The 23,465-nt window shown below is 43.3% G+C and carries 21 protein-coding genes; 12 read left to right on the top strand and 9 right to left on the bottom strand.

Annotated features, from left to right (window positions below):
• Nucleotides 1-406 precede the first annotated feature (406 nt).
• The 4 genes from D2V93_RS18830 (at nt 407) to D2V93_RS07690 (ending at nt 2,355) form a co-directional block, all read left to right on the top strand.
• Complete coding sequence (locus tag D2V93_RS18830) at nt 407-718, top strand: Arm DNA-binding domain-containing protein (RefSeq protein WP_245978141.1); 312 nt, start codon at nt 407-409, stop codon at nt 716-718.
• Nucleotides 719-761: 43 nt separating this feature from the next.
• Nucleotides 762-959: a glycerophosphodiester phosphodiesterase family protein gene (locus D2V93_RS18825; RefSeq protein ID WP_245978139.1), complete on the top strand. Its 198-nt coding sequence runs from the start codon at nt 762-764 to the stop codon at nt 957-959.
• Nucleotides 956-2,002, top strand: a complete 1,047-nt coding sequence (locus D2V93_RS07695) for an alkaline phosphatase family protein (protein ID WP_119619039.1) — start codon at nt 956-958, stop codon at nt 2,000-2,002. Before D2V93_RS18825 ends, D2V93_RS07695 begins: the two co-directional genes overlap by 4 nt.
• A 92-nt stretch (nt 2,003-2,094) precedes the next feature.
• Complete coding sequence (locus D2V93_RS07690; protein ID WP_147377385.1) at nt 2,095-2,355, top strand: hypothetical protein; 261 nt, start codon at nt 2,095-2,097, stop codon at nt 2,353-2,355.
• Between the two features lie 21 nt (nt 2,356-2,376).
• On the opposite strand, the gene D2V93_RS18640 is transcribed toward D2V93_RS07690, so the two are convergent.
• The 7 genes from D2V93_RS18640 to D2V93_RS07660 form a co-directional block, all read right to left on the bottom strand.
• A complete protein-coding gene (locus D2V93_RS18640; protein ID WP_119619037.1) occupies nt 2,377-2,595 on the bottom strand; it encodes a hypothetical protein in 219 nt (72 codons plus the stop codon).
• An 89-nt stretch (nt 2,596-2,684) separates the two neighbouring features.
• Complete coding sequence (locus D2V93_RS07680) at nt 2,685-3,362, bottom strand: ABC transporter ATP-binding protein (protein WP_119619036.1); 678 nt, start codon at nt 3,360-3,362, stop codon at nt 2,685-2,687.
• Nucleotides 3,363-3,370: 8 nt separating this feature from the next.
• The gene (locus D2V93_RS07675; RefSeq protein ID WP_072879785.1) at nt 3,371-4,633 is read right to left on the bottom strand and encodes an ABC transporter permease; all 1,263 of its coding nucleotides are present in this window, start codon (nt 4,631-4,633) and stop codon (nt 3,371-3,373) included.
• Nucleotides 4,630-5,715: an efflux RND transporter periplasmic adaptor subunit gene (locus tag D2V93_RS07670; protein ID WP_119619035.1), complete on the bottom strand. Its 1,086-nt coding sequence runs from the start codon at nt 5,713-5,715 to the stop codon at nt 4,630-4,632. Before D2V93_RS07670 ends, D2V93_RS07675 begins: the two co-directional genes overlap by 4 nt.
• Nucleotides 5,716-6,471: 756 nt before the next feature.
• Nucleotides 6,472-6,624, bottom strand: coding sequence for a hypothetical protein (locus tag D2V93_RS18635; protein ID WP_182849965.1), 153 nt, complete (start codon nt 6,622-6,624; stop codon nt 6,472-6,474).
• Between the two features lie 126 nt (nt 6,625-6,750).
• Nucleotides 6,751-7,650 (bottom strand): hypothetical protein, encoded by a 900-nt coding sequence (locus D2V93_RS07665; RefSeq protein ID WP_119619034.1) that lies wholly within the window; start codon nt 7,648-7,650, stop codon nt 6,751-6,753.
• Between the two features lie 50 nt (nt 7,651-7,700).
• On the bottom strand, nt 7,701-8,366 hold the full coding sequence (locus D2V93_RS07660) for a DUF6799 domain-containing protein (RefSeq protein WP_119619033.1): 666 nt from the start codon (nt 8,364-8,366) through the stop codon (nt 7,701-7,703).
• 678 nt (nt 8,367-9,044) lie between these two features.
• Between D2V93_RS07660 and D2V93_RS07655 the strand changes: the two genes are divergently transcribed.
• The 3 genes from D2V93_RS07655 to D2V93_RS07645 all read left to right on the top strand — a co-directional run bounded on the left by D2V93_RS07655 (nt 9,045) and on the right by D2V93_RS07645 (nt 11,391).
• Nucleotides 9,045-9,290, top strand: a complete 246-nt coding sequence (locus D2V93_RS07655; protein WP_119619032.1) for a hypothetical protein — start codon at nt 9,045-9,047, stop codon at nt 9,288-9,290.
• A 407-nt stretch (nt 9,291-9,697) separates the two neighbouring features.
• The gene (locus tag D2V93_RS07650) at nt 9,698-10,603 is read left to right on the top strand and encodes an ATP-binding cassette domain-containing protein (RefSeq protein WP_119619031.1); all 906 of its coding nucleotides are present in this window, start codon (nt 9,698-9,700) and stop codon (nt 10,601-10,603) included.
• Nucleotides 10,604-10,605: 2 nt separating this feature from the next.
• Nucleotides 10,606-11,391: an ABC transporter permease gene (locus tag D2V93_RS07645; RefSeq protein WP_119619030.1), complete on the top strand. Its 786-nt coding sequence runs from the start codon at nt 10,606-10,608 to the stop codon at nt 11,389-11,391.
• Between the two features lie 276 nt (nt 11,392-11,667).
• Here the strand turns inward: D2V93_RS07645 and D2V93_RS07640 are convergent, their stop codons facing one another.
• Both D2V93_RS07640 and D2V93_RS07635 read right to left on the bottom strand, forming a co-directional pair.
• Nucleotides 11,668-13,251: an aldehyde dehydrogenase (NADP(+)) gene (locus D2V93_RS07640; RefSeq protein ID WP_119619029.1), complete on the bottom strand. Its 1,584-nt coding sequence runs from the start codon at nt 13,249-13,251 to the stop codon at nt 11,668-11,670.
• 186 nt (nt 13,252-13,437) lie between these two features.
• Nucleotides 13,438-14,631, bottom strand: coding sequence for a fumarylacetoacetate hydrolase family protein (locus D2V93_RS07635; protein WP_119619028.1), 1,194 nt, complete (start codon nt 14,629-14,631; stop codon nt 13,438-13,440).
• Between the two features lie 259 nt (nt 14,632-14,890).
• On the opposite strand from D2V93_RS07635, the gene D2V93_RS07630 reads away from it, so the two are divergent.
• From D2V93_RS07630 to D2V93_RS07610, 5 genes are all read left to right on the top strand, one after another.
• The gene (locus D2V93_RS07630) at nt 14,891-15,388 is read left to right on the top strand and encodes an RNA polymerase sigma factor (protein ID WP_072878919.1); all 498 of its coding nucleotides are present in this window, start codon (nt 14,891-14,893) and stop codon (nt 15,386-15,388) included.
• Between the two features lie 430 nt (nt 15,389-15,818).
• Nucleotides 15,819-16,664, top strand: coding sequence for a FecR family protein (locus D2V93_RS07625; RefSeq protein WP_182849964.1), 846 nt, complete (start codon nt 15,819-15,821; stop codon nt 16,662-16,664).
• Nucleotides 16,665-16,935: 271 nt separating this feature from the next.
• The gene (locus D2V93_RS07620; protein ID WP_119619077.1) at nt 16,936-20,298 is read left to right on the top strand and encodes a SusC/RagA family TonB-linked outer membrane protein; all 3,363 of its coding nucleotides are present in this window, start codon (nt 16,936-16,938) and stop codon (nt 20,296-20,298) included.
• A 10-nt stretch (nt 20,299-20,308) separates the two neighbouring features.
• Nucleotides 20,309-21,847: a SusD/RagB family nutrient-binding outer membrane lipoprotein gene (locus tag D2V93_RS07615; protein ID WP_119619026.1), complete on the top strand. Its 1,539-nt coding sequence runs from the start codon at nt 20,309-20,311 to the stop codon at nt 21,845-21,847.
• A 31-nt stretch (nt 21,848-21,878) separates the two neighbouring features.
• On the top strand, nt 21,879-23,378 hold the full coding sequence (locus D2V93_RS07610; protein ID WP_119619025.1) for a mandelate racemase/muconate lactonizing enzyme family protein: 1,500 nt from the start codon (nt 21,879-21,881) through the stop codon (nt 23,376-23,378).
• Nucleotides 23,379-23,465: the final 87 nt, after the last annotated feature.

Below are 23,465 nucleotides of genomic sequence, written 5' to 3'. Positions count from 1 at the left end.
CTTAGGGGTCTAATAGAATTTGGCATCCTCTTATTTTAGTATCTTTATAATATCAAATAAGTTCAAATTTTATTCAATAAGTTCTCTGAATGGTTTTGTTGTGCAATTAGGTGTGCAAAATCGAAGAACTTCATGTAAATAAATGATTAACAATCTATTATAAGTGGTTGGCTAAGTCTGCCACCCCGACGAACCACTAAATAGGTGGTATTAAAGCACTGTTAATAGACTGATTGACAGTGCTTTTTGTTTTTTATGAATTCATCTGATATCAAATAAAACCATATAAAAGGTGTAGAGTTCGGTGAATGGTTCGGTACGTTTCTTGTGCATAATTTAGCTTCAGTTTGACGCTGTTCATGGGTGTTTTACAAACCAGTTTTGTCAAACCCAAAAATTATGTATTATGCGCAATTCCAACACTTTAAAGGTTCTAATCTTCACTAGAGACATTTCCAACAACCCTGAAAAATTGACCATTTATGCCCGTATCACCGTCAATGGAAAACGTGCCGAGATAAGTTTGAAACGTTATGTTTCGGTGAATGAATGGGATAAAAATAAAGGCAGACTCCATGGACTTACCCACAAGGCCCGTTTGTTGAACAGCTATTTGGATAGGTCTATGGTGAGATCATGGATACCCATAAACAGTTGTTGCTTGAGGACAAGCTTATTACAGCTCAGCCATCAAGGCCCGTTATCTGGGAAAGGATGAAGAACACAGGACCCTCAAGGAACTTGGTTTTTTAGGAGTTGATTTGGGGTACAAACGTTTTGCCTCGGGAGAATATTCCGTCTATGAAGCCCAGAAAGCTGGACTATTGGTCGGTTCCTATACAGTGGATGATCGTGATGAAATGAAAAAGCAATTGTCTGATGGTGTAGATTTTATCACCACCAACGAGCCTGAATTGTTATTTGAGGTTTTGGAAGAGCAAAAAAGAAGTAGGAAATGATAAAAGCAAAAAGTTTAGGTTGGCTCTTATTGACCCTTTTCATTTGTTCAACAAGCATCGGGCAAAGAACAAATTCACGTCTGGAACGCCCAAAACTAGTTGTGGGGATTGTGGTTGATCAAATGCGCTGGGATTACCTCTATCGGTATTATGACAGGTATGAAGAAGAGGGTTTCAAACGGATGTTGAACCAAGGGTTCAGTGCGGAGAATATTTATATCAATTATGTGCCTACGGTAACGGGTATTGGTCACACTTCTATTTTTACGGAATCCGTACCGTCGATCCATGGCATTGCAGGCAACCATTTTATCGACGAAGAAACCCGAGAGGAAGTGTATTGCGTTGAGGATGGAAATGTCGATCCCATAGGCAGTTTATCGGAGGCAGCCCAGATGTCTCCACATCGATTGTTGACCACGACCCTTGGGGACGAACTTCGACTGGCGACCAACTATAGGGCCAAGGTCATCGGTATTGCCTTAAAGGATAGGTCGGCCATACTTTCTGCAGGGCGCTCTGCCAATGCTGCGTATTGGTATGATGTTGATGCCAGGAAATGGGTAACCTCCAGTTGGTACAGCCAAAGCTTACCGGACTGGTTGGAGGCTGAAAACAACCAAGAGCGACTGGAACTATTGGCCAAAGGGGGATGGAAAACCTTATACCCTATGGATACTTATGTTCAGAGCACGGCGGATGCTGTTCCCTATGAAGGCGCATTGGCGGGATTGACATCGGCAACCTTTCCATTGGATGCCCAAGCCTTATTGGACAACGAGGGGGCTGAACCCTTACTGAATACCTATTTGGGAAATGAGCTGACCCTTTCCATGGCCAAGTTGGTCATTGACAAGGAGGAACTGGGGAAAGACGCTATAACGGATATGCTGAGTTTTTCATCAACGGATTGGGTAGGGCACCGGTTTGGCCCGAATTCGGTTGAAGCGGAAGATACCTACCTGCGGTTGGATGGTCAATTGGCCGATTTGTTCCATTATTTGGACAATAAGGTGGGGAAGGGGATTATACCGTATTTCTAAGTGCTGATCATGGCGCTGCGCACAACGTCAACTTTTTAAAGGACCATAAGCTAAGTGCTGGAGGCTGGGATATCCAAAGGGCCCTGGAAACATTGAACCAGCATTTGTCCACTACATTCGGTGTTCAGGGGCTCGTCAGTAGTTTGTTGTACTACCAAGTCCATTTCAACGAACCATTGATTGAAAAAAAGGAGTTGAATAGAACGGATATTGTCCGTGAAACAACACATTTTCTCCGCAAATTGAAGGGTGTCAATGAGGCTTCTGTTCCGAAGATCTTAGGGCAGCGCATCATCAATGGGTATTATCATAAGCGAAGTGGCAGTATTCAAATAATTGTGGAACCCGCCTAGTACTATCAAAGAAAGGTGCCCTTACAGGGAACTGATCATTCCTCCTGGAATCCCTATGATTCGCATATTCCCTTGTTGTTCATGGGATGGGGGATAAAAAAGGTTGGACCAAAAAGTCCACCATGATAAATTGGGATTTGAATCGATCCATTCCGATAGCGTTTTTGATGCCTTGGTGCTGTATGCGGAACGTGGGGAAATGGATACTTTGGTTATGTTGGAGTGTAATGAAAAAGGCATTGTTCCATCTCTTTGCCCATCCAGACTTTGTTAAAAAAATGATGCCCCGGATACAGGTCCCCTATGCTCAGCTTGAACAGACCCATGTTTCATTGATTTATTATTCTTCCGTCTTCCAGTTGAACAATGCGATCGGTGCGTTTGGCAAAATCTTCGTCATGGGTCACCACCAGCAGCGATAGGCCCTGTTCTTCCTTAAGGTTTTTAAAGATATTGAATACGTTTTCGGAATTATGGCTGTCCAAGTTTCCGGTGGGCTCATCGCCCATCAAGATCGTTGGGTTGTTGATCAGTGCCCTGGCTATGGCCACCCGTTGCTTTTCACCTCCTGAAATCCGGGAGGCCCTTTGATGGGCCAAATGGTCTATATGTAGCATCTCAAGTTTTTGGTGGGCATCGCGTTCAATTTCAAGGTGTGATTTTTTGCCGAGCTTTTTGGCTGGGAGCATTACATTCTCCAGAACACTGAATTCGGACAACAAATAGTGGAACTGGAATACAAAACCAATGTTTTCGTTGCGGATTTGTGAGAGTTCACGATGGGTCTTTCCTGTAATCAATTCTTCACCCAAGTACAATTCCCCGGTATAATCGGTGTCCATAGTGGAGAGAACGTACAACAAGGTGGATTTTCCAGACCCAGATTTGCCCATTATGGAAACAAACTCACTTTTCTTGACCTTGAAGGAAACATTTTTCAGTACATGAAAATCCTTAGGTTTGTGGAAGTGCTTGTTGATATTTTTGGTTTCAAGGACAAGGTTCATAGGCTGGATTAAGTTCCTCTGATAATTTTTACCGGATCAATCTTTTTGGCCCTATTGGAAGGCAAATAGCCCGCAATAAAGGTTGATATGAGCGCAAAGGTGATACCGATGGCATAATAGGTCGGGTCATAGTTTACGGGATAGGTGGTGATGGTCGGCAGGGCCTCGGTCTCAAAAGGGGTCTGGTCAATTATTTTTGAAAGCGCAAACCCGATCAACAACCCCAATAAACCACCAACGAACCCTATGATCATGGCCTGGCTCATAAAAATAAGTTGCACATCCGTTCCTGAAAAACCGGTTGCTTTGAGTATGGCAATGTCCTTCATTTTCTCGTAGATCAGCATGTTCAGTATATTGTAAATGCCAAAACCGGCAACAATGAGCAGTGTAATGGAAACCGCATAGGTAATAAGGTTTCTGATGTTCGATCCCGTTTCAAACTGTGCATTGGCCTCGTTGATGTCCAGGGCCTTGATGTTGAACTGTTTTTCCAGGCTTTGTGCCATGGATGGAGCCTCTGCAATATCCAATAGCTTGACATTGATATCCGTGACATAATTCTCCGCCTCCCCTAAAATGCGCTGGACGGTCTTCAGGTTGACAAAGCTTTGTACATTGTCAATTTCTGCTATGCCACTTTGATAGATGCCCACTATTTTCAAGGGGAAAATATTACCGTTCACAGTGCTCACCTGAACCCTGTCCCCAACGGACAAGGACATTTTATCAGCCAATCCTGCCCCCAAAAGAATGCCATTATCATTGTTCTTCAAGGCTTCTGGGGAACCTTCCACAATATTGTCACGTACATTGGACAAATGGACTTCCTCCATGATATCGACTCCAACCAAATTGCCGCCCAGTTCAATGGAACCGGACAGATAAAAGATTTGTGCCCTGAGTTGTGGGGTGGCACCCTTAACATTGGGCTGTTTTTTAAGGTAATTTAGAATGGGAAGGGCGTTGTGTATCTTTTTCTGGCTTTGTTTTGGTTTTATGGAGTGAACAATGTTCAGGGCATCCTTGAAATCATCGTACAAAGCTACGGGCTGGGTGGGAGACGGCCCTATTTCGTTGTACATATGGATGTGAGGAGTTTGGTTGAGTACCAGATCGTCCAGCATAGCATTAAGCCCTGTCATGAAACTGACGAGTGTAATATAGGCCCCAATTCCAAAAGTGACCCCCAGCGTAGCAGTAACGGTGGATTTCATCTTGGTGAGAAGATGGGTCTTGGCAATGCCCAGTATTACGCTCCAATTGATCATGGTTCAGGTTTGTATATAGCCGTGTTTTCGTTGATGCCGTCCAAGATCTCCACTAGTACCATATTCTGTAGGCCTATGGAAACCTTTGTTTCTCCCTTGTCCGTGATTACCGTTGATTCATCTACCAGGTATGTCTTGGGGATGGTCAGGGTCTCCTTTTTTTCGGCAATGATGATGTTGCCTTCTCCTGACAGGCCGGGATACAAGGTTTTCGGGGGCTCATTGAACAAGGCCTTAACTTTGAAGGTTTGGGAATGTTCGTCTTTTCTGGGATAGATTTTGTCCAAAGTCCCTTCAAAAACTTTTGAACCATAGGAATCAAGTGTGATGAATACTTTTTGTCCAATATTGAGTTTGACGATATCCACCTCATCGACCAATAATTCCACAACAAATTTATCGCTTCTGCCCACTGCGGCCACGGGCTCCAGAGTGTTCACAATTTCGCCGGGATTTTTGTACAGAGCATATACCTTGCCATCTATTTTGCTGGTTATGGTGAAGTCATTGGACGTTGTGAGCGAGGTTTTATAATTGTTCTTGGCTTGTCTGAGATGGGTCTCCAGTTCATTTTTTGTCTGTCCATATTTCTTTTTGAGCAATCCCAGTCGGTTTTGGGAAAGTTCATAAGCCAGTTTTTTATTGTCGTATTCCAATTTTGAACCAATGTTCTGGTCCCAGAGTTTTTGTTGACGGAAATAATTGATGGAATCATTTTTCTGTTGAAGCTCGGCAGCTTGGATTTCGTCGGCTATACTGCTCAGGACCCCCGGAGTGCCTGAATAGTTCTCTTGTGCCAGTTGCAATGCCAATCTGGCATTTTCTTTGTTCAGCTCAGGTGAGGTGTTAATGATCTGGAGAATGCGATCTCCCTTGGACACTTTATCGCCTTCTTCCACCCAAATCTTGTCCAAAATGCCCATGGCCACAGAATAGACCTGGTACATGCTATCGGGTTGGACCGTAGCGGAAGCATATACCGATTCGGTCATTGGCAACTTCTCCGGATATATTTTCTCCTTTTTTTCGGCACATGAGAATAGGAGGGAAGAGAGGATGGCAAACAGCGATAAGTATTTCATTGTACTTGGCATGGGATAATGTTCAAATTACCAATAAAATACCGAAATGGAATATGAGCAAAATCATTATTGGACTTTTGGGCAACCATCCATTGGCCGTTTTTAGAATGACCCAGATCATAGTAAAAATCCTAAGCTTCCATTAACATTGATGTATCTAAAGCAGAGGACCGGAAATACCCTCAATCAGAAGGGGATGGATTCCTTTTTTTAGATCATGGAGGCACCCAATCCATCAAAAAAGAACATTATGAAAAAAATATTGTTGCCCACCGATTTTTCTAACAACGTATGGAACGCCATTTTTATGGCAACCAAACTATATGCACCATTGGAATGTAGATTTAAATGAAATGGATATGTTCTTATTCTCATTTTTATCCTAATGTGCAATAAGATGTGCAGGTTCTGGAATTTCAGTTCTTGTTTTTGATTTACAATGACTTACAATTATATGAGTGATTCGGTCATCCTGAATTGGAGAAATTGGAAAAGCAGATGTTTCATATTAGAGGTTTGCATTCATTAGTTGATTAATCTATATCCAAAACCTGGACCATCACATGGAAAGTAACCCCCATTGAATATTTCCTTGTTGTTCAAAATAGAGATATGATGTTTAAGTGTATGGGACGGATAATGAGAACCACTAAAAACGGATAAATTGAACTACTTAATTTTAGCTATAATTGAATCTGAATCAGTCACTTATTTGTGATTTTGCTATGCTCGCTTTTTTCCGTTTCGAGCGGTATACTAGGACCGTTTTTTTTGCACTTTGGCAGGGGCATCGACAAGGATCATGGTGTAATCATCCCCTTTGTCCACGCCCGTACCTCTATGATCTCGTTCCAGGAAGGGCTGCACAATTTGGATGGTAATCTCCACTTGTGAGATGTTTCCGCGCATGTTGTCATCAGCCAGCCCTATTGACGACCTCCCGTGCTGTGAGCTCTTGCTGGGGGTACGCGGAGAAAAAAAGGCCTATGAGGGTAATCCATAGACGAAATGGTGGCGTTGTTCTTTTTTACGACCTTAGTTTTGGTTTTTGCCCCTGGCACCGAACCAATACCCGATTCCCGCGGACCAATAGAACACATTGTCCAACTCCTCCTCAAAAACCCCATCTTCAGTGCTCAAGGTGGCGTTGCTCTGGGGAAACGCCCATACCGGTGTGAAGGAAAAAATAAAATGTTTGTGGCGGTACTGTAGCGGGATGCCCAATTCTAGGTTCAACACCTTGAATTCCGACGCCTCCGCAATTTTGACCGTGGTGCTTTCCATGGAACCCATACCTCCGGAACCTTTGCCCTGGCCCTTGCGATTTCCCAAACGGCTGGTACTGTAATATTCCTGGTAAAAATATTGGGAGCCCACAAACAATGAGACCCTGGGCATTATCAACAGTGAATTGTCGAACCCATAGAACGTATGATCCATCAACACCCCCAAGAAAATATCCGGGGAACTGTTGTTGTTGAAATAGCTACTCACATAGGCGGATACTTCCACGGCCTTAAGATCATAGCTCAGGACCCCCGTGATGTCAGCAACCACTTCAGATTGTACATTATAGCTATCCTTGTTGTAAAAATAGGCGGTTCCCGAAACCCCACCGCTCCATTTTTGGGAATCGAACAGATACCCGGCCGTGGCAAGGAACAGGTCCACCCGTTGTTCGTCTGAACGGGTAAGATAGGAAGCCGATACGTCCAAGAATATTCCAGATCGGTCATAGTATCCGAAAGAAGGCAGTATATAAGGGGCCGCAATGGAATCCCGCCTACCCATGAAGATAGCATCGTTCATGTAGCTCAAGTCCACCAAAAAATAGGACTCTTCCGTGGTTGAACTTTCCTTCGCGGTTTTCTGGGCGTGGAGTTCAAAACCTACAGAAATCAGTGATAGCAGGAGAACGTAAAGTATTTTTTCCATGGTGCTCAAATTGTATGATGGAGAAATCCATTACGGCTAGGTTAAGACCATTAGCGGTCCACTCCTTTTTTCTTCTGGATCGGGTTGACCTTCATCCCTTTTTTAGCCTTCATGTTCTTTGGGAACATCATTTTTCGATGTTGATAGGCATTCATGAATTTTTCACCGGCCAAGTTCAGGCATTCCCCATTTTGAAGTCGCATTTGCTGACGGCCTTGGTTCATATAGATGCCATTTGGATCGATACTCCCGCCGTTGGCCAGTTCCATACGTTGTTGCAATCGTTCTTGGGATTGGGTCCTTATTTGGTAAAGCTCGCCATCAATGAGCATTACTTGGAACCTGTTCTGGTTCCGCTGTTGGATCTGTGCATTGGTGAGACCTTTGTCATCCTGCATGGTCTTATACCGATATTGGTACTCATTGCGGTATTTGATACCATCATTGTCCAAACATTCCCCGTCTTTCAATCGAAGTCTCTCACGATCTCTGGTCACATAGGAACCATTTGGATTGACAACTGTTCCATCATTGAGCGTAATGGGATCCTGTAAAAGGATTTGATCACGGTCGCGGATTTGAAGCACATCCCCATCGACCAACATGAAACGGTCTCGATCTTGATCGGGATCTTGGACCCTGTCCCTATCCCTGTCCTGTGCCATCAGCGTGACTGTTCCCAGCACGGCGATAGCCACCAATACTAATCTTTTCATAATACTCGTATTTAAATTGAAATAAAGGACTAAAAGTAAGATCTCATTTGAATGGGCACAATGACCTAGGTCATTTTATGGCAGTAATTTTTACGGGGTGCGCCACTTTTTGAGAAACATCAAATTCAAAGGCCAATGAATTGATTTACAGAAAAGTGGACAAATTGGTTCTGTCGCATTAAATAGGCAAATTATAATAGAATCAATTTTAGCGGTTACCAACAAGATATATGATGTATAAGCATCATCGTTATCCCAGAATTGTGTTTATACAAGCAGTTTATTTTAAGTTACGTTTTACTTTGAGCTATCGTGATGTGGAAGAATCAATAACAATAAGAGGAGTAAAAGTATATCATTCCACTATACAACGATGGGTTTTCAAGTTTTCAAGAAAGGTGGAAAGTAATATGTATAAAAGAAAACGAGCTGTCTGTAATAGTTGGTGAATGGAGGAAACCTATATCAAGCCAGCAGGTATGGATCGGTATCTATATGGGCCGTTGATAAGTAGGAGAATACCGTTGATTTGTTGTTGATCAAGAGGGGAATGAAGGGATCGGCCCAGAAATTTCTCAATAAGGAGATAGTGAACAAAGGCAAACCCAAGGTAATAAATATAGACAAGAGCGGTGTTTATACCTCTGGCATAAAATATGGAACAAACCGAGTTGTTCCATGAAAGGGATAAAAGTTCTTCAATGTAAGTATCTGAACAATATAGTGGGGCAGGACCACAGTGCAATTAAACAACGTATCGTCATTGGTTGTGGGTTTAAAGAGTTTGAATCGGCTAATGATTTCACTGATTTGTCAAATTATTTTATGCATTCAACTCCATGGTTCCGGCGCAGCGAAACCTTTCGCGATACGACATCACCCGTACCTTTGAAAATAATCGGTCATGAACGATTTTTTATTTGATAAAAAATTTACTTGGAAAGTCTTGTATGAAATCCAAAATTTTCGTCATTTAATAGCAATCCTGCTTGGGTGATGGGATTAAATATACTGCCAATCTTCAATCCCGAATCAATGAAGAAATAGCATGGCAAATCCAATAGGAGATTCTTTTTTTCAATTTTCCGAATAACACCTATCTGATACATTGATATAGATACCAAAGCTTGGAATGGACGAAAGTAAGGTGACAATTAGGGTCAAATGCGATACGAACCATGATGTGAAATATAATTGTGTGCAAGGAATTTCAAAATGACTATGTAGACGGATAGTGTAAAAGTCAAACCCAAAGTCTTTCAGGCCTTTTGTAGGTTGTAACAAAAAAGTACCAGTCATCGTCATCCTTATCTAAGCATAAGCCATTCACTATGTACAGCCTTCAGATCACCAATCTTGTCCATCACTTTGCAGCCAACGACATGGTACTTGACAATATCAACCTTGAAGTGCCAGAAGGCAGTATCTATGGGTTTTTAGGGCCCAATGGGGCGGGTAAGACCACTACATTGAAACTGATATTGGGGTTGCTGAAAAAGCAGCAGGGAACCATTACCCTTTTCGGGAAACCGTTGGAAAAGAACCGTATCGATATCCTAAAACGCGTAGGCTCCCTTATAGAAAGTCCTTCACTATACGGACATCTTACAGCGCATGAAAATTTGAACCTGCTTCAAAAGGTATACCAATGCCCAAAAACAAACATTCAGGAAGTTTTGAATTTGGTGGGCTTGGCCCATACGGGCAAGAAGAAGGCCGGGCAATTCTCCTTGGGCATGAAGCAACGATTGAGCATAGCCATTGCACTGCTCCATGATCCCTCGTTGCTCATTTTGGACGAGCCTACAAACGGTTTGGATCCCAATGGGATGATAGAGATCCGTGAATTGCTGCTTAAGCTTAATAAGGAAAAAGGAATTACCATTATCATATCAAGCCATCTGTTGGCAGAGATGGAAAGACTGGTGACCCACATCGGTATCATCAACAAGGGAAAACTAATGTTCGAAGGGACTTTGGGTGAACTAAGGGAGAAACAGCAACAATTATTGTCCGTTATCCTTGAAACCGATGACAATGAAAAAGCAACCCGCATCATTGCGGATAACGACCTGATACCTTGCATGGAGGAAGGAAGGATTGTTTTGCCCGCCATTTCCAAAGATACGGTTGCCAGAATCAACCGACAATTGGTGGCAAACGGTCTTGAAGTTTACGAGATCAAGGCCGTCAGGAATGATCTGGAGGCAATTTTTATGGATTTTATCAAAAACTGAATATGACCATTTCTTTCATTCATAGTTTTCAAAGCGAATGGCTGAAGACCAAGAGAAGTCTTGCCTTGTGGATAGTGATCATCGGGGGATTTTTTACACCGGCAATCGTGACGGTCGCAAGAATAATCCAATATAGGACGCTACCTTCAATTTACGCTTCGGATGATTTTTGGAAGTTGCTTTGGCAAAATTCCTGGGAGTCGATGGCGTTGTTTTTATTGCCACTGGGTGCAATCCTGACCACCAGTTTAATAACCCAGATCGAGTATAGGAACAATACATGGAAGCAGTTGCATACCCTTCCATTGAACCTTACGACCATTTTCTTTTCCAAACTGTTTTTGGTTCTTGTCATCATGCTGGGTTTCTTTGTGCTGTTCAACATCGGCATTTATTTGTCGGCCCTTATTCCCTATTGGGTCATAGGTGGGGTACCCTATCCGGAGGCGCCTATACCATTTCAATATTTTTTGGAACAGGACCTAAAATACTTTGTTGACTGTTTGCCCATTGTGGCATTTCAGTACTTGTTAAGTTTGAAGTACAGACATTTTCTTGTTCCTGTGGGTACAGGTTTCATCCTTTGGGTCGGAGCCCTAGCGTCCCTCAGTTGGAAATATGGCTACATTATCCCATATACCTATTGTATGTTCACCTACCTGCAGGGAGGGGTGGTGAACAAAGCGGTGATACCGACCATAAATATTCACCTGCTGGCATGCGTCTATTTTGTCAGCATAACATTGGTAAGCTACTTACTGTACATGACCAAAAAGGAAAGATTTTGATTTGGTAAGGACTGCAAAAATATGCATCCCATTGGATACCGAATTTTCATAGTAGGAATCTAATAATACCTTTTGCATATGAAATTGCTCGTTCATTGGTATTTGAATGATTTATTTATTCCTTATTCCCATAATACGAAGCACTTTTTCTGTACTATAGCGAGCTTCGGAAGGCACCATTGCACCTAATTTTTCAATCGAAATGGTAACCGATAGTTCCGCTGCTACAAGTGCCATTAAGCTTCTTGAGTTAAGCTATGCCTCCTTTTTTTCTGGTCAGATAGGATTTGAGGTGAATGTACCGTTTACTTTTCTCATGATACCCAACGGATTGTCGTTTTGTAATTCGGCTGGTAGCATGGATTGTGGCCAATTTTGGAAACAGACAGGGCGTACCCATCGAATTATGGCTGATGTCCCCACCGAAGAGAACCTACTGTCGGTGGTCGCAGGGAAGGGGCCACCGTGAAACATGGACGGACATACCTCGACACCAGTCGGAACACTGTTGAAAATGATTCGACCCACCTTACTTTTTAAGGCATCTACTATCTTTTCATATTTTTTTATCTCCGGTTCATCACCCAATATGGTTCCGGTAAGTTGACCTTCCAAACTATGAAGGATATTGGTGAGCTCCTCCTCATCGGTACATTGGACAACAAGGGACAACGGTCCAAAAACCTCTTGGTGCATTACGGGGTTCTCCAAAAAATCCTTTCCGCTCACCGTAAGTAATTGCTGCCTGCCATAATTTGGAGGCAATTCTTTCCCAAATTCCGCCACAACGGATACTTTTTCGTGACTAGAGATTTCCTTTCGTCCCTTTTCATAGTTTTCATGTATGTTGGGATGCAACATACTCGATGGGTCCAAAAGCGACAGTTGTTCACCCAATGTGGAAACAAAATTGTCCAAAGCCTTTCCTTTAAGCCCGATCAATAAGCCGGGATTGGTACAGAATTGGCCAGACCCTAAAGTAATGGAGTTGGCATATTGGGAGGCCCAATGATCCTTTTTGTCTTCCAAGGCAGAGGGAAGCACAACAACTGGGTTCACACTCCCCATTTCTGCGAAAACAGGTATGGGTTCCTCCCGTTGTGTACCCAAATTATAAAGTGCCGTTCCTCCACGGATACTTCCGGTAAAACCTACGCCCTTTACTTTTGGGTGGGTAACCAATCTTTCTCCGACTTCGATCCCACTGCTGTTCAAGTTTGAAAAAACCCCATCGGGCATTCCTGTTCTTTCTGCGGCCTTTATAATGGCCGACGCGACAAGTTCACCGGTTCCCGCATGCATGGGATGGCTCTTTACAATAACAGGGCACCCCGCCGCCAGGGCACTTGCCGTATCACCGCCGGCAGTGGAAAAGGCGAAAGGAAAATTACTGGAACCAAAAACTACTATGGGGCCAATCGGGACCAACATCTTTCGTATGTCTTCTTTAGGTATAGGTGTGCGTTCGGGAATTGCGGTATCTATGGTCGCATCGGTCCAGGAACCTTCTTCCAGCAATGTGGCAAATGCATTGAGTTGTCCCATGGTACGGCCTCGTTCTCCCAAGGCACGACCTTCAGGAAGCCCAGATTCCTGCGTATAGGTCTCAATCAACTCATCGCCCAAATTCTCAATTTCTTCGGCTATGGCCCTTAGAAAACCTGCTTTTTTGACACCGGAAAGTTGCTTGTACTCCTGAAATGCCTGCTCCGCCAAATCCACTGCTTCGTCAATTTCTGTCGAGGAGGCTTCATAAAAAGTCCAAGCCGTAATTTGGTTGCTTTTTGGATTGAAGGTATGGAATGTTCTCTCGCCATTCGCCGATACTTTTGAACCGATATAGTTTTTGCCTGATATCATTTTTTAATTTTTTTCTCTTATTGATTTTTAAAGGGTATTTATAAGTCAAAGCCATGAAAATGATTCGCTGGAAGCTACTTTGATTTCAACACAGGGCTTTGGGCAAGTGGTTTTTGTCGCCGCCCAAAGCCATACATCGGAAAGGTTTGTATCATTGGCCTTGAGGGTATTTTAATGTACTTTCCATCAGTTCTTTTTTTGTGACCTTTTTAAAGAGTAGTCAACAAAAGCATTGATTCCGAAATTCCAATTGGGAATTTTATCTGCTGAGTTGACCCAATTCACCAGCATACCCAGTTTAGGGGATTCAATAATCACCCTGTCCTGTGGTTTATGGGTGAATCCCATATCTTTTTCATTTCTATCCAACGTTGGAGCGAACATGGTTCCGCAAAAAAGAACAAATCCATCGGGGTATTGATGGTTATCATTGATCACTTGTTTTACCAAATCTTCAGGCGACCTGCTTATTTCTCCCATATCGCTCGCATCTTTTAATTCAAAACCATCGGTCCCGGTAATCGTTAAGGATACCTTGGCAGTTTTTACATCGTCCAACGAAAAAGAGTCATCGAACATTCGGAACAAGGGACCAACGGCACAAGATCCATTTTGATCCTTTGCTTCTCCCAATAATAAGGCACTTCTGCCCTCATAATCCCGTAAATTCACATCATTGCCCAAAGTTGCCCCTACGATTTTGCCGGAATTGGTGACCACCAAGACGATTTCAGGTTCGGGATTGTTCCATTTGGAATCACTGAGCACACCAACCTCTGCGCCAAATCCCACCGATGAAAAAGGTTGGCTTTTAGTGAACACTTCTGCATTAGGGCCAATACCAACTTCCAAGTACTGGGACCAAATCCCCCTTTTCTTTAATTCCTCTTTTAAACTAGCGGCCTGTGGTGATCCCGGTACTATGTTGGTAAGGCTTTCGCCAATGACAGAGGTGATCTCGTCCCTTAGTTGCATGGCCAATTGAGGTTCTCCTTTTGCTCGCTCCTCAATTACCCTTTCCAATAAGCTTTTTATAAAAGTGACCCCGCAGGCCTTTACGGCTTGGGTGTCGTTAGGGGAGAGGAAAAATGGCTTGGCATGATTTTTTTGATAGTAAAATGAATTTCCCAAAATTTCTTCAAAAGGTCCCACTTTTTTAATATTTGGGTCTTTTACATTTAATATTTCTTTGTAGCTGCCTGAATTAATTAGTTCTCCCGTAGACTTGAAATAATACGATAAATCATATACCCATTCCTTATGGGCCCAAATTACATGGGGCCCTTCAATATTGTTATAGGCTCTTTCAGGTGGTATGTGGCATCTTCCTATCCAAATGCCTTCATTTGTAATGGAACCGTTCGTCAATAGGTCTTTCATGGTAAAAATTTTGATTTAGATTACGCCCACTTATACGTTTTGTCTCTCTAGCTTGAACAACTACAATACCTGCCGATTGCTAAATCGGCAATACAGATGTTGTTACTTGTAATTTTCACATTTTTTTTGCATAGATAACAACAAATTAATAAATTGCTGTTAAATTAAGTGTAAAATGTACAATTAATTATACGGTATCCAAATTCTTTTCCCCTACTGTACATTAGGCTTTTAGACAAGTTCAAAAATTATTACGGAAATGATAAATACTAAAATTTTGGAAAAGATGTTTCTTGAACATTACCAAGAATGGTGTTTGTTATCCTTTAGTTATGTACATGATCTGGATGATGCAGAAGATGTGGTGCAGGCCATTTTCATTAAACTGTTACAGAAAGAGGAGCATGGCTCCATTGGCAGTTTAAAACCCTACATCAGCAAAGCTGTAAGAAATGAAAGTTTAAAAAAAATCAAAAGTAAGCAAAGAACTTTCACTATTCCCCATTCCACTACCCACGTACCCTCCTATGAGAACGAGTTGATACAGTCAGAGATTTCCGAAACGATTTTCAGGGAACTGGAATCTTTGCCGGCACAGAATAGAAAGGTATTTGAACTTTGCGTCATAGAAGGGATCAAGTATGAAAGTGCGGCAGAAATCATGGGTGTAACGGTCAACACGGTAAAGTATCATTTGAAAAAGTCTTTTAAAATACTTCGCCTAAATTTGAGAAATATCCATTTATGGATGCTGTAGGATGTCATATTGATAAAAAAAAATACAAAAATTTAAGATTTTCACTACCCGCTTTTTGTTTTTATTGGTCTTATAAGTAGATGGTATGTTATCGTCGCTATAAACAAAGACCAAATTGATCGTAAAAATTATCCTTAAAAAATTAAAAGGGCACTTAAACGAAGAAGAAGAAATTCTATTTGAAAAGTGGTTGGCTGAAGATGATGAAAATCTTTCTACCTTTCAAAGGCTCACAAATTTACAGGGCAAATCGAAGGAATTGCGGGAGATAGACCACCTTGATCCACAAAAAGCTTGGGAAATAATCCAACGTGAACTTCACACAAATAAATCGAACAGACGCCCAATAATTTCTTACGCCAAGTTTATGCGCTATGCAGCAATTTTTGTTGGTGTTGTAGGGCTATCCCTTCTATATAGGTCATTTTATATGGAAAAGCAGGTGGAGATAGCACCTGATCCAACAGCCATTAGGTTGGAATTGGGAAATGGTGAAACCCGAATCCTCTCCCAATCTGGCGCTATGGAGATCGTAACAAAAGATGGCGATGTGCTGGGCAGCAAAGCTGACGGTGTGGTCGATTATTCCCAAAACAATATTGATGAAGATGAAGTTGAGGTGTACAATACGCTCCATATCCCCAATGGGAAAATGTTCAAAATTGTATTGTCAGACGGAACTACTGTCAATCTTAATGCCGGTTCCACCTTGGAGTATCCGGTAAAATTCATCAAAGGAAAGCATAGAAAAGTGACCTTGATCGGTGAAGCGTTCTTTGATGTTAAGAAAGATGAAAACAGTCCATTCATTGTCACTTCCCGTTCATTGGACATACGTGTTCTGGGAACCAAATTCAATGTGACTTCCTATCCCGAGGATACAGACCAGAAAACGGTACTGGTCGAAGGATCCGTTAGCCTCTATGAATCGGGCAGGGATTACGATAAAGACGATTCTATATTGCTCACCCCAGGAGATATGGGCTCTTGGGAGGGAACCGATAAAAAAATAAGCGTGAAACAGGTCGATACCGAATTATATACCAGTTGGATGCAAGGAAAACTCGTTCTCAAGGGAATGAAGTTCAAGGATATAGAAAAAAGGCTTGAAAGACACTATGGGGTGACCATACAGAACAAGAACAAAGAATTGGAGGACAGGGTGTTCACGGCCACTTTTGATGTGGAAACCATTGAAGAAGTGCTCAACACTTTCGTGTCCGAAACAAGTTTTGATTATGTGATAGAAAACGATCAAATAACCATTTTAGAATAAATAACCAAAAACCAGTTACACGCCTATGAAATAAATGCACAAAAAAAAATCGGGAAATGCGGCAACATCTTCCCGATTGAGATTATTAACTCAAAAAAATTAAGTTAACTAAAAACATTACAAAGGTATGAAAAATTACATCAAGAGCACTCTGCCTTGTCTAACAAACAACTTGTCGCTGACAGTGAAACTAACTGCACTTTTTTTGACGGTTTCCTTTTTTTCGACATACGCAAATTCCTACTCCCAAAAGACCAAACTCAGTTTGGAAATGGAAAATGTAGAGATTTCGCAAGTGTTCGAACAGATTGAATCTGTTTCAGAATTCAAGTTCTTTTATGACAACAAAAAGGTAAATGCCCACAGAAAGGTCTCCATCAATGTGGACAAAAAATTGATCACTGAAATACTGGACCAACTTTTCCAGGGAACCAACATCACTTATCTTTTCAACAAACAACAAATTATTTTAAAGACCAAGAACGCAATCGATAGCGCAACTCTGGAAGCGGGTCTTCCCCCTTTCCCTGATGACAACCCCCAGGCTACAATTTCAGGAAAGATCACAGATTCCAATGGCGTGCCGATACCAGGGGCTTCCGTAATTGAAAAAGGCACAACCAATGGTGTTGCCGCCAACTTTGACGGAGTTTACCAGATAACGGTCCAGAACTCCAATGCCATTTTGTTGGTCAGTTCCATCGGGTTTACAAGAAAGGAAATTCCCGTTGGTGAGGCCACAACCCTCAATATCGTATTGCAGGAAGATACCCAGAACTTGAATGAAGTGGTTGTTACTGCCTTGGGTATTAAGCAAGAGACCAAGAAGTTGGGATACTCCATAGCTCAGGTAGATGCCGAAGAGGTCAACGTGAACAGGTCCTCCAACTTTATGAACACACTTCAAGGTAAGGTGGCCGGTGTCAACATTTCATCACTGAGCACAGGTCCGGGTGGATCATCAAAGGTCAGGATACGCGGGCAATCCTCCATTTCTGGAACCAACAACCCTTTGATAGTGGTAAACGGTGTTCCCATTGATAATACAAGTTTTGGAACCAGTCCCGGCAGTACAAGTACAGAAGTAGGTACCAATAGCGATGGTGTCTTTTCCGATGGAGGCGATGGTTTTTCCAGTATCAACCCGGACGATATAGAAAGTATGACCATTCTTAAGGGTGCCACCGGGGCCGCACTTTATGGGTCCAGGGCAAAGGATGGCGTGATCATGATCACCACGAAATCCCGTGGCCGCCAACAAGGAATAGGCATCACCTACAACCTTAACGTAATGGACCATACACCTTTGGATTTTACAGATTATCAGTATGAATACGGACAAGGTGAATTCGGGGTAAGGCCAACATCTGCCAATCCCACCTCGGGACAATGGTCCTTCGGGGAGCGTTTTCAGCCTGGAATGACACAGGTTCTTTTTGACGGTGTGGAAGTTCCCTATGTTCCCGTATATGATAGGATAAAGAAATTCTACAGGAACGGAACCGATATTACCAATTCCATATCCATCTCAAGTGGATCGGAAAAGGGAGGTTTCAATCTCTCCCTTTCCAATTTGGGCAGTAAGGGCATAACCCCGAACAACGAATTCAACAGGAAGACCGTGAACCTTGGTGCAAACTATGACTTGTCGGACAAGCTCAGCATTGAGACCCATATCAACTATTCCTATGAGAAAAATGTGAACCCTCCCAATGTAGGTCAACAGGACAACACAATTCCAGTGGCCCTTTTCAATATGGCCAACTCCATGCCATTGGATCTCTTGGAAGAGAAAAAGTTTGATGCCAATGGAAATGAGTTTGTATATAGCAGATTTAGAAATCGCACAAACCCTTACTTCACACTTTCCGAACAATTTAACGAAATACGAAGGGATAGAATTTTCGGTAACGTCGCGGCACGATATAAAATTCTTTCGTGGCTCACCGGACAGATCAGGGTAGGGCAGGATTATTGGTCCCGTTCCCAGGAATTTAACGGATTTCCCACAGGACAAGCTTCCCGCCAAGCTGCTCCCGAACCATTTTTCAATGGTACCTACACCCAAACCGCAAGAAGATATAGAGAAACCAATGTAGACTTTTTGTTCTCCGGCGATTTTGATCTTTCAGAAGACCTAGGACTGGGATTCAATATCGGGGGCAACCAACTGAGAAGAAGGCAAGAGCTTAACCAGGTGGATGTTACCGATTTTGTGATCAGGGATTTGTACACCGTACAAAACGGTAGGGTGAAGAATCCCACCTTTTCCATGTCCGAAAGAGGCATAAACTCCTTGTACGGAGCTGTTGACCTATCCTATAAGGATACCTATTTCTTAAGCGGAACGGCCCGTAACGATTGGTTCTCCACACTTGCCAAAGAGAATAGGAGTATCCTGTATCCGTCAGTTTCCGGTAGTGTTCTGTTCTCCAATTGGATCGGGGATAGCGCAGAATGGCTTACCCTGGGCAAACTAAGGGCCGCTTATGCCGAAGTGGGTAGCGATACGGACGTGAATCCTTATTCCGATGCGCTGTTCTACGACATCAATGCCAACTTTTTCCCAGGACCGGATGGGGCTCCCAATCCAGTCGCCGGGGCCAATACGTCCATACTTCCCAATCCTGATCTTCGCCCCATGCGTGTCAAGGAAACAGAAATAGGTGTGGACTTGAGAATGTTCGATAACCGGGTAGGATTGGATGTGGCCGTATATCGAAAGACCACGATAGATCAGATCATTCCAGCCCAGATTTCCAATTCTTCAGGATTTATAAGCCAGTTGATCAACAGTGGTGAAAGTAGGAGCGACGGTATTGAAATGCTGTTGAACCTGACACCGATTCGCAATGATGATCTACGATGGGATTTCAGTTTCAATGCGTCCTACAATAAAACCAAAGTGATCAGCCTCCTTAGCGATGAGGAAGGAGAGAGTATATTGGTGGGTAACCACGTATTCAACGGTTACCTCTACCAAGTGGTAGGTGAGGAAATTGGTCAATTGGCCGGTTTCGGGTACAAGTTCGACGACCAAGGAAGACAAATATTTGCAAATGACGGAAGGCCTTTGAGGTCAGATGAGATCAAATTCTTTGGAAGTGCACTGCCCAAATGGGTTGGAGGTATCACGAACACTGTGCGTTACAAGGATTTCAACTTATCCTTTTTGATTGACTTCAAATTGGGAGGTAAGATGATTTCCGGTACCAACTTCAATGCCGTTAGACACGGGCTCCATAAAATGACCCTTCCTGGCAGGGATACCGGAGTTATTGGGGAAGGGGTGAACCAGGCAGGAGAACCCAATACTGTTGCAACGGAACCCCAGACCTACTGGGAAGTGGTGCGCTCACAGCAATTGATAGAGCCCATTGTGTACAATTCTGGGTTCTGGAAATTGAGGCAGATTACCTTGGGCTATGATTTCCAAAAGTTCATTCCAGAGAACTCCTTTGTACAAGGGGTTACCCTGAGCCTGATTGCAAACAATGTGGCGATACTCAAAAAATGGGTTCCCAATATTGATCCCGACTCCTTTGCCTATAGCTCGGACAACGTTTCAGGATTGGAATCCACAGGTGTACCGACGACAAGAAGTATCGGGTGTAACCTAAACATCAAATTCTAAATAAGACATCATGAAAAATATAGGGAATAGAATCATAATTTTTGTAATCCTGATAGGTGGTCTATTGGGGTGCGAAAAGAATTTTGATGAACTCAATACCAATACGGTAGACCCCACAAGCGAAAGTATAGACCCAGTGTTCCTGTTGAACAATGCAATAGTTGGGCTCTCCTTTCCAAGTGGCACCAATATCTACTATGATGAAGCCATTGTACAGCAGATAGTCACCCCGAACTCGGGATTTGTGGCCGGGGCCAACTATAATCAGGATAACCGGAACAATACCGGCAATCAGTGGGATGCATATTATGAAAACGTTATAAAACATACCAGTGACGTTATTTTTCAGCTAAACACTGAAGAATCGGACCGCACTAATTTATTGCAGATGGCCCGTATCCTGGAAGCCTATGCTTTTATGGTGTTGACTGATGAATATGGGGAAATCCCATATTTTGAGGCAGGTAAGGGCTTATCGGAGCAGGTGGTGTTGCCAAACTATGATCCCCAAGAACAGATCTACCCGGATTTGATCACAGAATTGACAGAAGCCAGGGATGCCCTGAGTGCTGCTGCCCCAGCTGAAAACGGGGAGGCCATGTACGCAGGAGATTTGGACCAGTGGAGAAAACTGGCCAACTCCCTCTTGGTCAGGATAGGTATGCGACTTTCCAATGTAGATGCTACCTTGGCACAACAGACCGTTCAGAGTGGCTTTGATGGAGGTGTAATGGAGTCAAATGACGATAATTTTGTGGTTCGCCATGACACCAATTTTACCAATCCCTACAGCCCTACCTTTAATGGGACAGAAGCCAATAACTTTTATTTGACGGATGTATTTGTGGACTACCTGTATGGAAACAATGACCCGAGGTTGGCCTCATTGGCAATCAGATATGTGGGTGCTGCATCAGGGCCGGACCAAGTAGTAGGCATCTCATCGAAGGACCCTGACGATCAGATAGGGATGCCTATGGGGTATGACAACAGTACCATCGGCACGGTAGTGGCCAATGAGGGACTGGCCAGTTTCTATGACTTTACCCAGTTGGATAGGTTTACATATGGGGCCCAATCGTCACCCATGTTTCTCTGCACCTATGCACAGACCCAATTGTTGTTGGCAGAGGCAGCGGTCAATGGTTGGGTATCGGGCGATGCGGCCGAATATTATGAGAATGGAATACGCGGACATATGGAGCAGGTAGCTGCCTACGGGGAAAGTGTGGCCATTGCGGGGACGGATATTGATGCTTATATAGCGGCCAATCCATTGGACATGGCCAATGCTGTTGAGGAAATCAACACACAATATTGGGTGGCTTCCTTTTTGAACGGCCCGGAGCTGTTTGCCAATTTTAGAAGGTCTGGCTATCCAGATTTGGCGCCCAATCCCTATCCGGCCCAAGACATCACAGGTGATTTCATAAATAGGTTGACCTACCCCCCTGATGAAATAGCAGTAAATCAGGAAAACCTTCAAGAGGCGGTTTCCAGAATGGGACCCGACAACTTGGATACAAAGGTTTGGTGGGATGTAGATTAATTGATAACCAAGATCATTACAAAAAATAAGTATGAAATCAGTATTGAAACAAATCATAGCTAAGAACAAGCAAGAAGAAAAAGACCTTGGGTTGGCCAGGCAGGCAGAAATGGAAAACCCGAGAACAGCCGACGACAGAAGAAACTTTCTGAAAAAGACGGCCTTGGGCGGTATTGCAATGACCGGGATGATGGGTTTGGGCATAGAAGATACCATAGCACAGACCACGTCTAAGGTCAGCCGGATGTCCGCACCTTCAGAACTCAAGATCACCGATATGAGGTATGCCCTTACAAATGTGATGGGCGGAACGGCCATAATCAAGATAGAGACCAATCAAGGCATTTATGGTCTTGGCGAGGTGAGGGACGCAGCGGACGTACGCTATGCACTTTTTCTTAAAAGCAGGATCTTGGGCAAAAACCCTTGCAATGTCGAAAAGATATTCAAGAGCATAAAACAATTCGGAGGGCCTGCCAGACAAGCTGGAGGGGTCTGCGCCGTTGAAATGGCACTCTGGGATATTTGCGGTAAGGCATACAATGTGCCCGCTTGGCAATTGCTCGGGGGAAGGTACAGGGACAAAGTAAGGCTCTATGCAGATACCCCCGAAGCATCCTCTCCTGAAGAGCAAAAACGATTGATAGATTTCAGGATAAATGAACAGGGATACACTTGGCTGAAAATGGATGTTTCCATTGGGGAACTAAGGGGCAAGCCCAATACTGTGGTCAATAGAAAGTTCTGGGAAAACGATAAAGGAGTTTTGGCCCAATGGGGCGATCGGAGCAATCCGATGTCCTACGCAAATACCATGCACCCTTTTACCCAGATACAGATTACCGAAAAAGGACTTGAGGAACTGCAGCAGGTAGTGGAGGATGTACGGAACATGGTAGGTTATGAAATTCCGATTTCAACCGATCATTATGGACATTTTGATCTCAATAACGGGATACGTTTGGCAAAAGCCCTTGACAAATATAGGTTGGCTTGGTTCGAGGATATGGTGCCATGGCAGTACAATGAGCAATGGAGGACTATCACCGATGCCATTGAGACGCCCACCACCACAGGGGAGGATATTTACCTATTAAAGGATTTCAAGCCACTTATTCACGACAGGGCGGTAGATATTATACACCCAGACCTGGCATCATCAGGCGGCCTTTTGGAAACAAAAAGAATCGGCGACTATGCCGAGGAATATGGTATTGCCATGGCCATGCACCAAGCTGGCACACCTGTTTCTTTCATGGCCAATGTGCATTGTGCGGCCGCGACGCAAAACTTTTTGGCCCTGGAGCACCACTCGGTGGATGTACCATGGTGGGAAAGCTTGGTAAAAACGGTCGGTGGTTTTAAGATGATCGACAAAGGTTTTGCCACCGTTCCGCTTACCGCACCAGGTTTGGGGATAGAGTTGGATGAAGAAGTGGTGAAGGAACATTTGCATCCTTCGGACAAAACATTCTTTAAATCCACTGAAGAATGGAACGAGCTTCGTTCCCATGACAGGACCTATAGTTGATAACGTGGCAACATTCTTCTGAATAAAGGCGGTGTCCCATTAGGTTCACCACTGTATTTGGGAGTAAGATTTTGAGTTAGTTTGAGT

This window comes from Flagellimonas taeanensis, from assembly GCF_003584105.1.
In the GTDB taxonomy this organism is placed as follows: domain Bacteria; phylum Bacteroidota; class Bacteroidia; order Flavobacteriales; family Flavobacteriaceae; genus Flagellimonas; species Flagellimonas taeanensis.
Note: the sequence above shows the minus strand (reverse complement) of the source record. Positions and strands in the feature narration are given on the sequence as shown.

Coding starts and splice junctions, on each gene's coding strand:
- D2V93_RS18830 (WP_245978141.1), top strand. CDS start 407: ATGCGCAATTCCAACACTTTAAAGGTTCTAATCTTCACTAGAGACATT.
- D2V93_RS07695 (WP_119619039.1), top strand. CDS start 956: ATGATAAAAGCAAAAAGTTTAGGTTGGCTCTTATTGACCCTTTTCATT.
- D2V93_RS18640 (WP_119619037.1), bottom strand. CDS start 2,595: ATGCCTTTTTCATTACACTCCAACATAACCAAAGTATCCATTTCCCCA.
- D2V93_RS07680 (WP_119619036.1), bottom strand. CDS start 3,362: ATGAACCTTGTCCTTGAAACCAAAAATATCAACAAGCACTTCCACAAA.
- D2V93_RS07675 (WP_072879785.1), bottom strand. CDS start 4,633: ATGATCAATTGGAGCGTAATACTGGGCATTGCCAAGACCCATCTTCTC.
- D2V93_RS07670 (WP_119619035.1), bottom strand. CDS start 5,715: ATGAAATACTTATCGCTGTTTGCCATCCTCTCTTCCCTCCTATTCTCA.
- D2V93_RS18635 (WP_182849965.1), bottom strand. CDS start 6,624: ATGCGCGGAAACATCTCACAAGTGGAGATTACCATCCAAATTGTGCAG.
- D2V93_RS07665 (WP_119619034.1), bottom strand. CDS start 7,650: ATGGAAAAAATACTTTACGTTCTCCTGCTATCACTGATTTCTGTAGGT.
- D2V93_RS07660 (WP_119619033.1), bottom strand. CDS start 8,366: ATGAAAAGATTAGTATTGGTGGCTATCGCCGTGCTGGGAACAGTCACG.
- D2V93_RS07655 (WP_119619032.1), top strand. CDS start 9,045: ATGAAAGGGATAAAAGTTCTTCAATGTAAGTATCTGAACAATATAGTG.
- D2V93_RS07650 (WP_119619031.1), top strand. CDS start 9,698: ATGTACAGCCTTCAGATCACCAATCTTGTCCATCACTTTGCAGCCAAC.
- D2V93_RS07645 (WP_119619030.1), top strand. CDS start 10,606: ATGACCATTTCTTTCATTCATAGTTTTCAAAGCGAATGGCTGAAGACC.
- D2V93_RS07640 (WP_119619029.1), bottom strand. CDS start 13,251: ATGATATCAGGCAAAAACTATATCGGTTCAAAAGTATCGGCGAATGGC.
- D2V93_RS07635 (WP_119619028.1), bottom strand. CDS start 14,631: ATGAAAGACCTATTGACGAACGGTTCCATTACAAATGAAGGCATTTGG.
- D2V93_RS07630 (WP_072878919.1), top strand. CDS start 14,891: ATGATAAATACTAAAATTTTGGAAAAGATGTTTCTTGAACATTACCAA.
- D2V93_RS07625 (WP_182849964.1), top strand. CDS start 15,819: ATGGAAAAGCAGGTGGAGATAGCACCTGATCCAACAGCCATTAGGTTG.
- D2V93_RS07620 (WP_119619077.1), top strand. CDS start 16,936: ATGGAAAATGTAGAGATTTCGCAAGTGTTCGAACAGATTGAATCTGTT.
- D2V93_RS07615 (WP_119619026.1), top strand. CDS start 20,309: ATGAAAAATATAGGGAATAGAATCATAATTTTTGTAATCCTGATAGGT.
- D2V93_RS07610 (WP_119619025.1), top strand. CDS start 21,879: ATGAAATCAGTATTGAAACAAATCATAGCTAAGAACAAGCAAGAAGAA.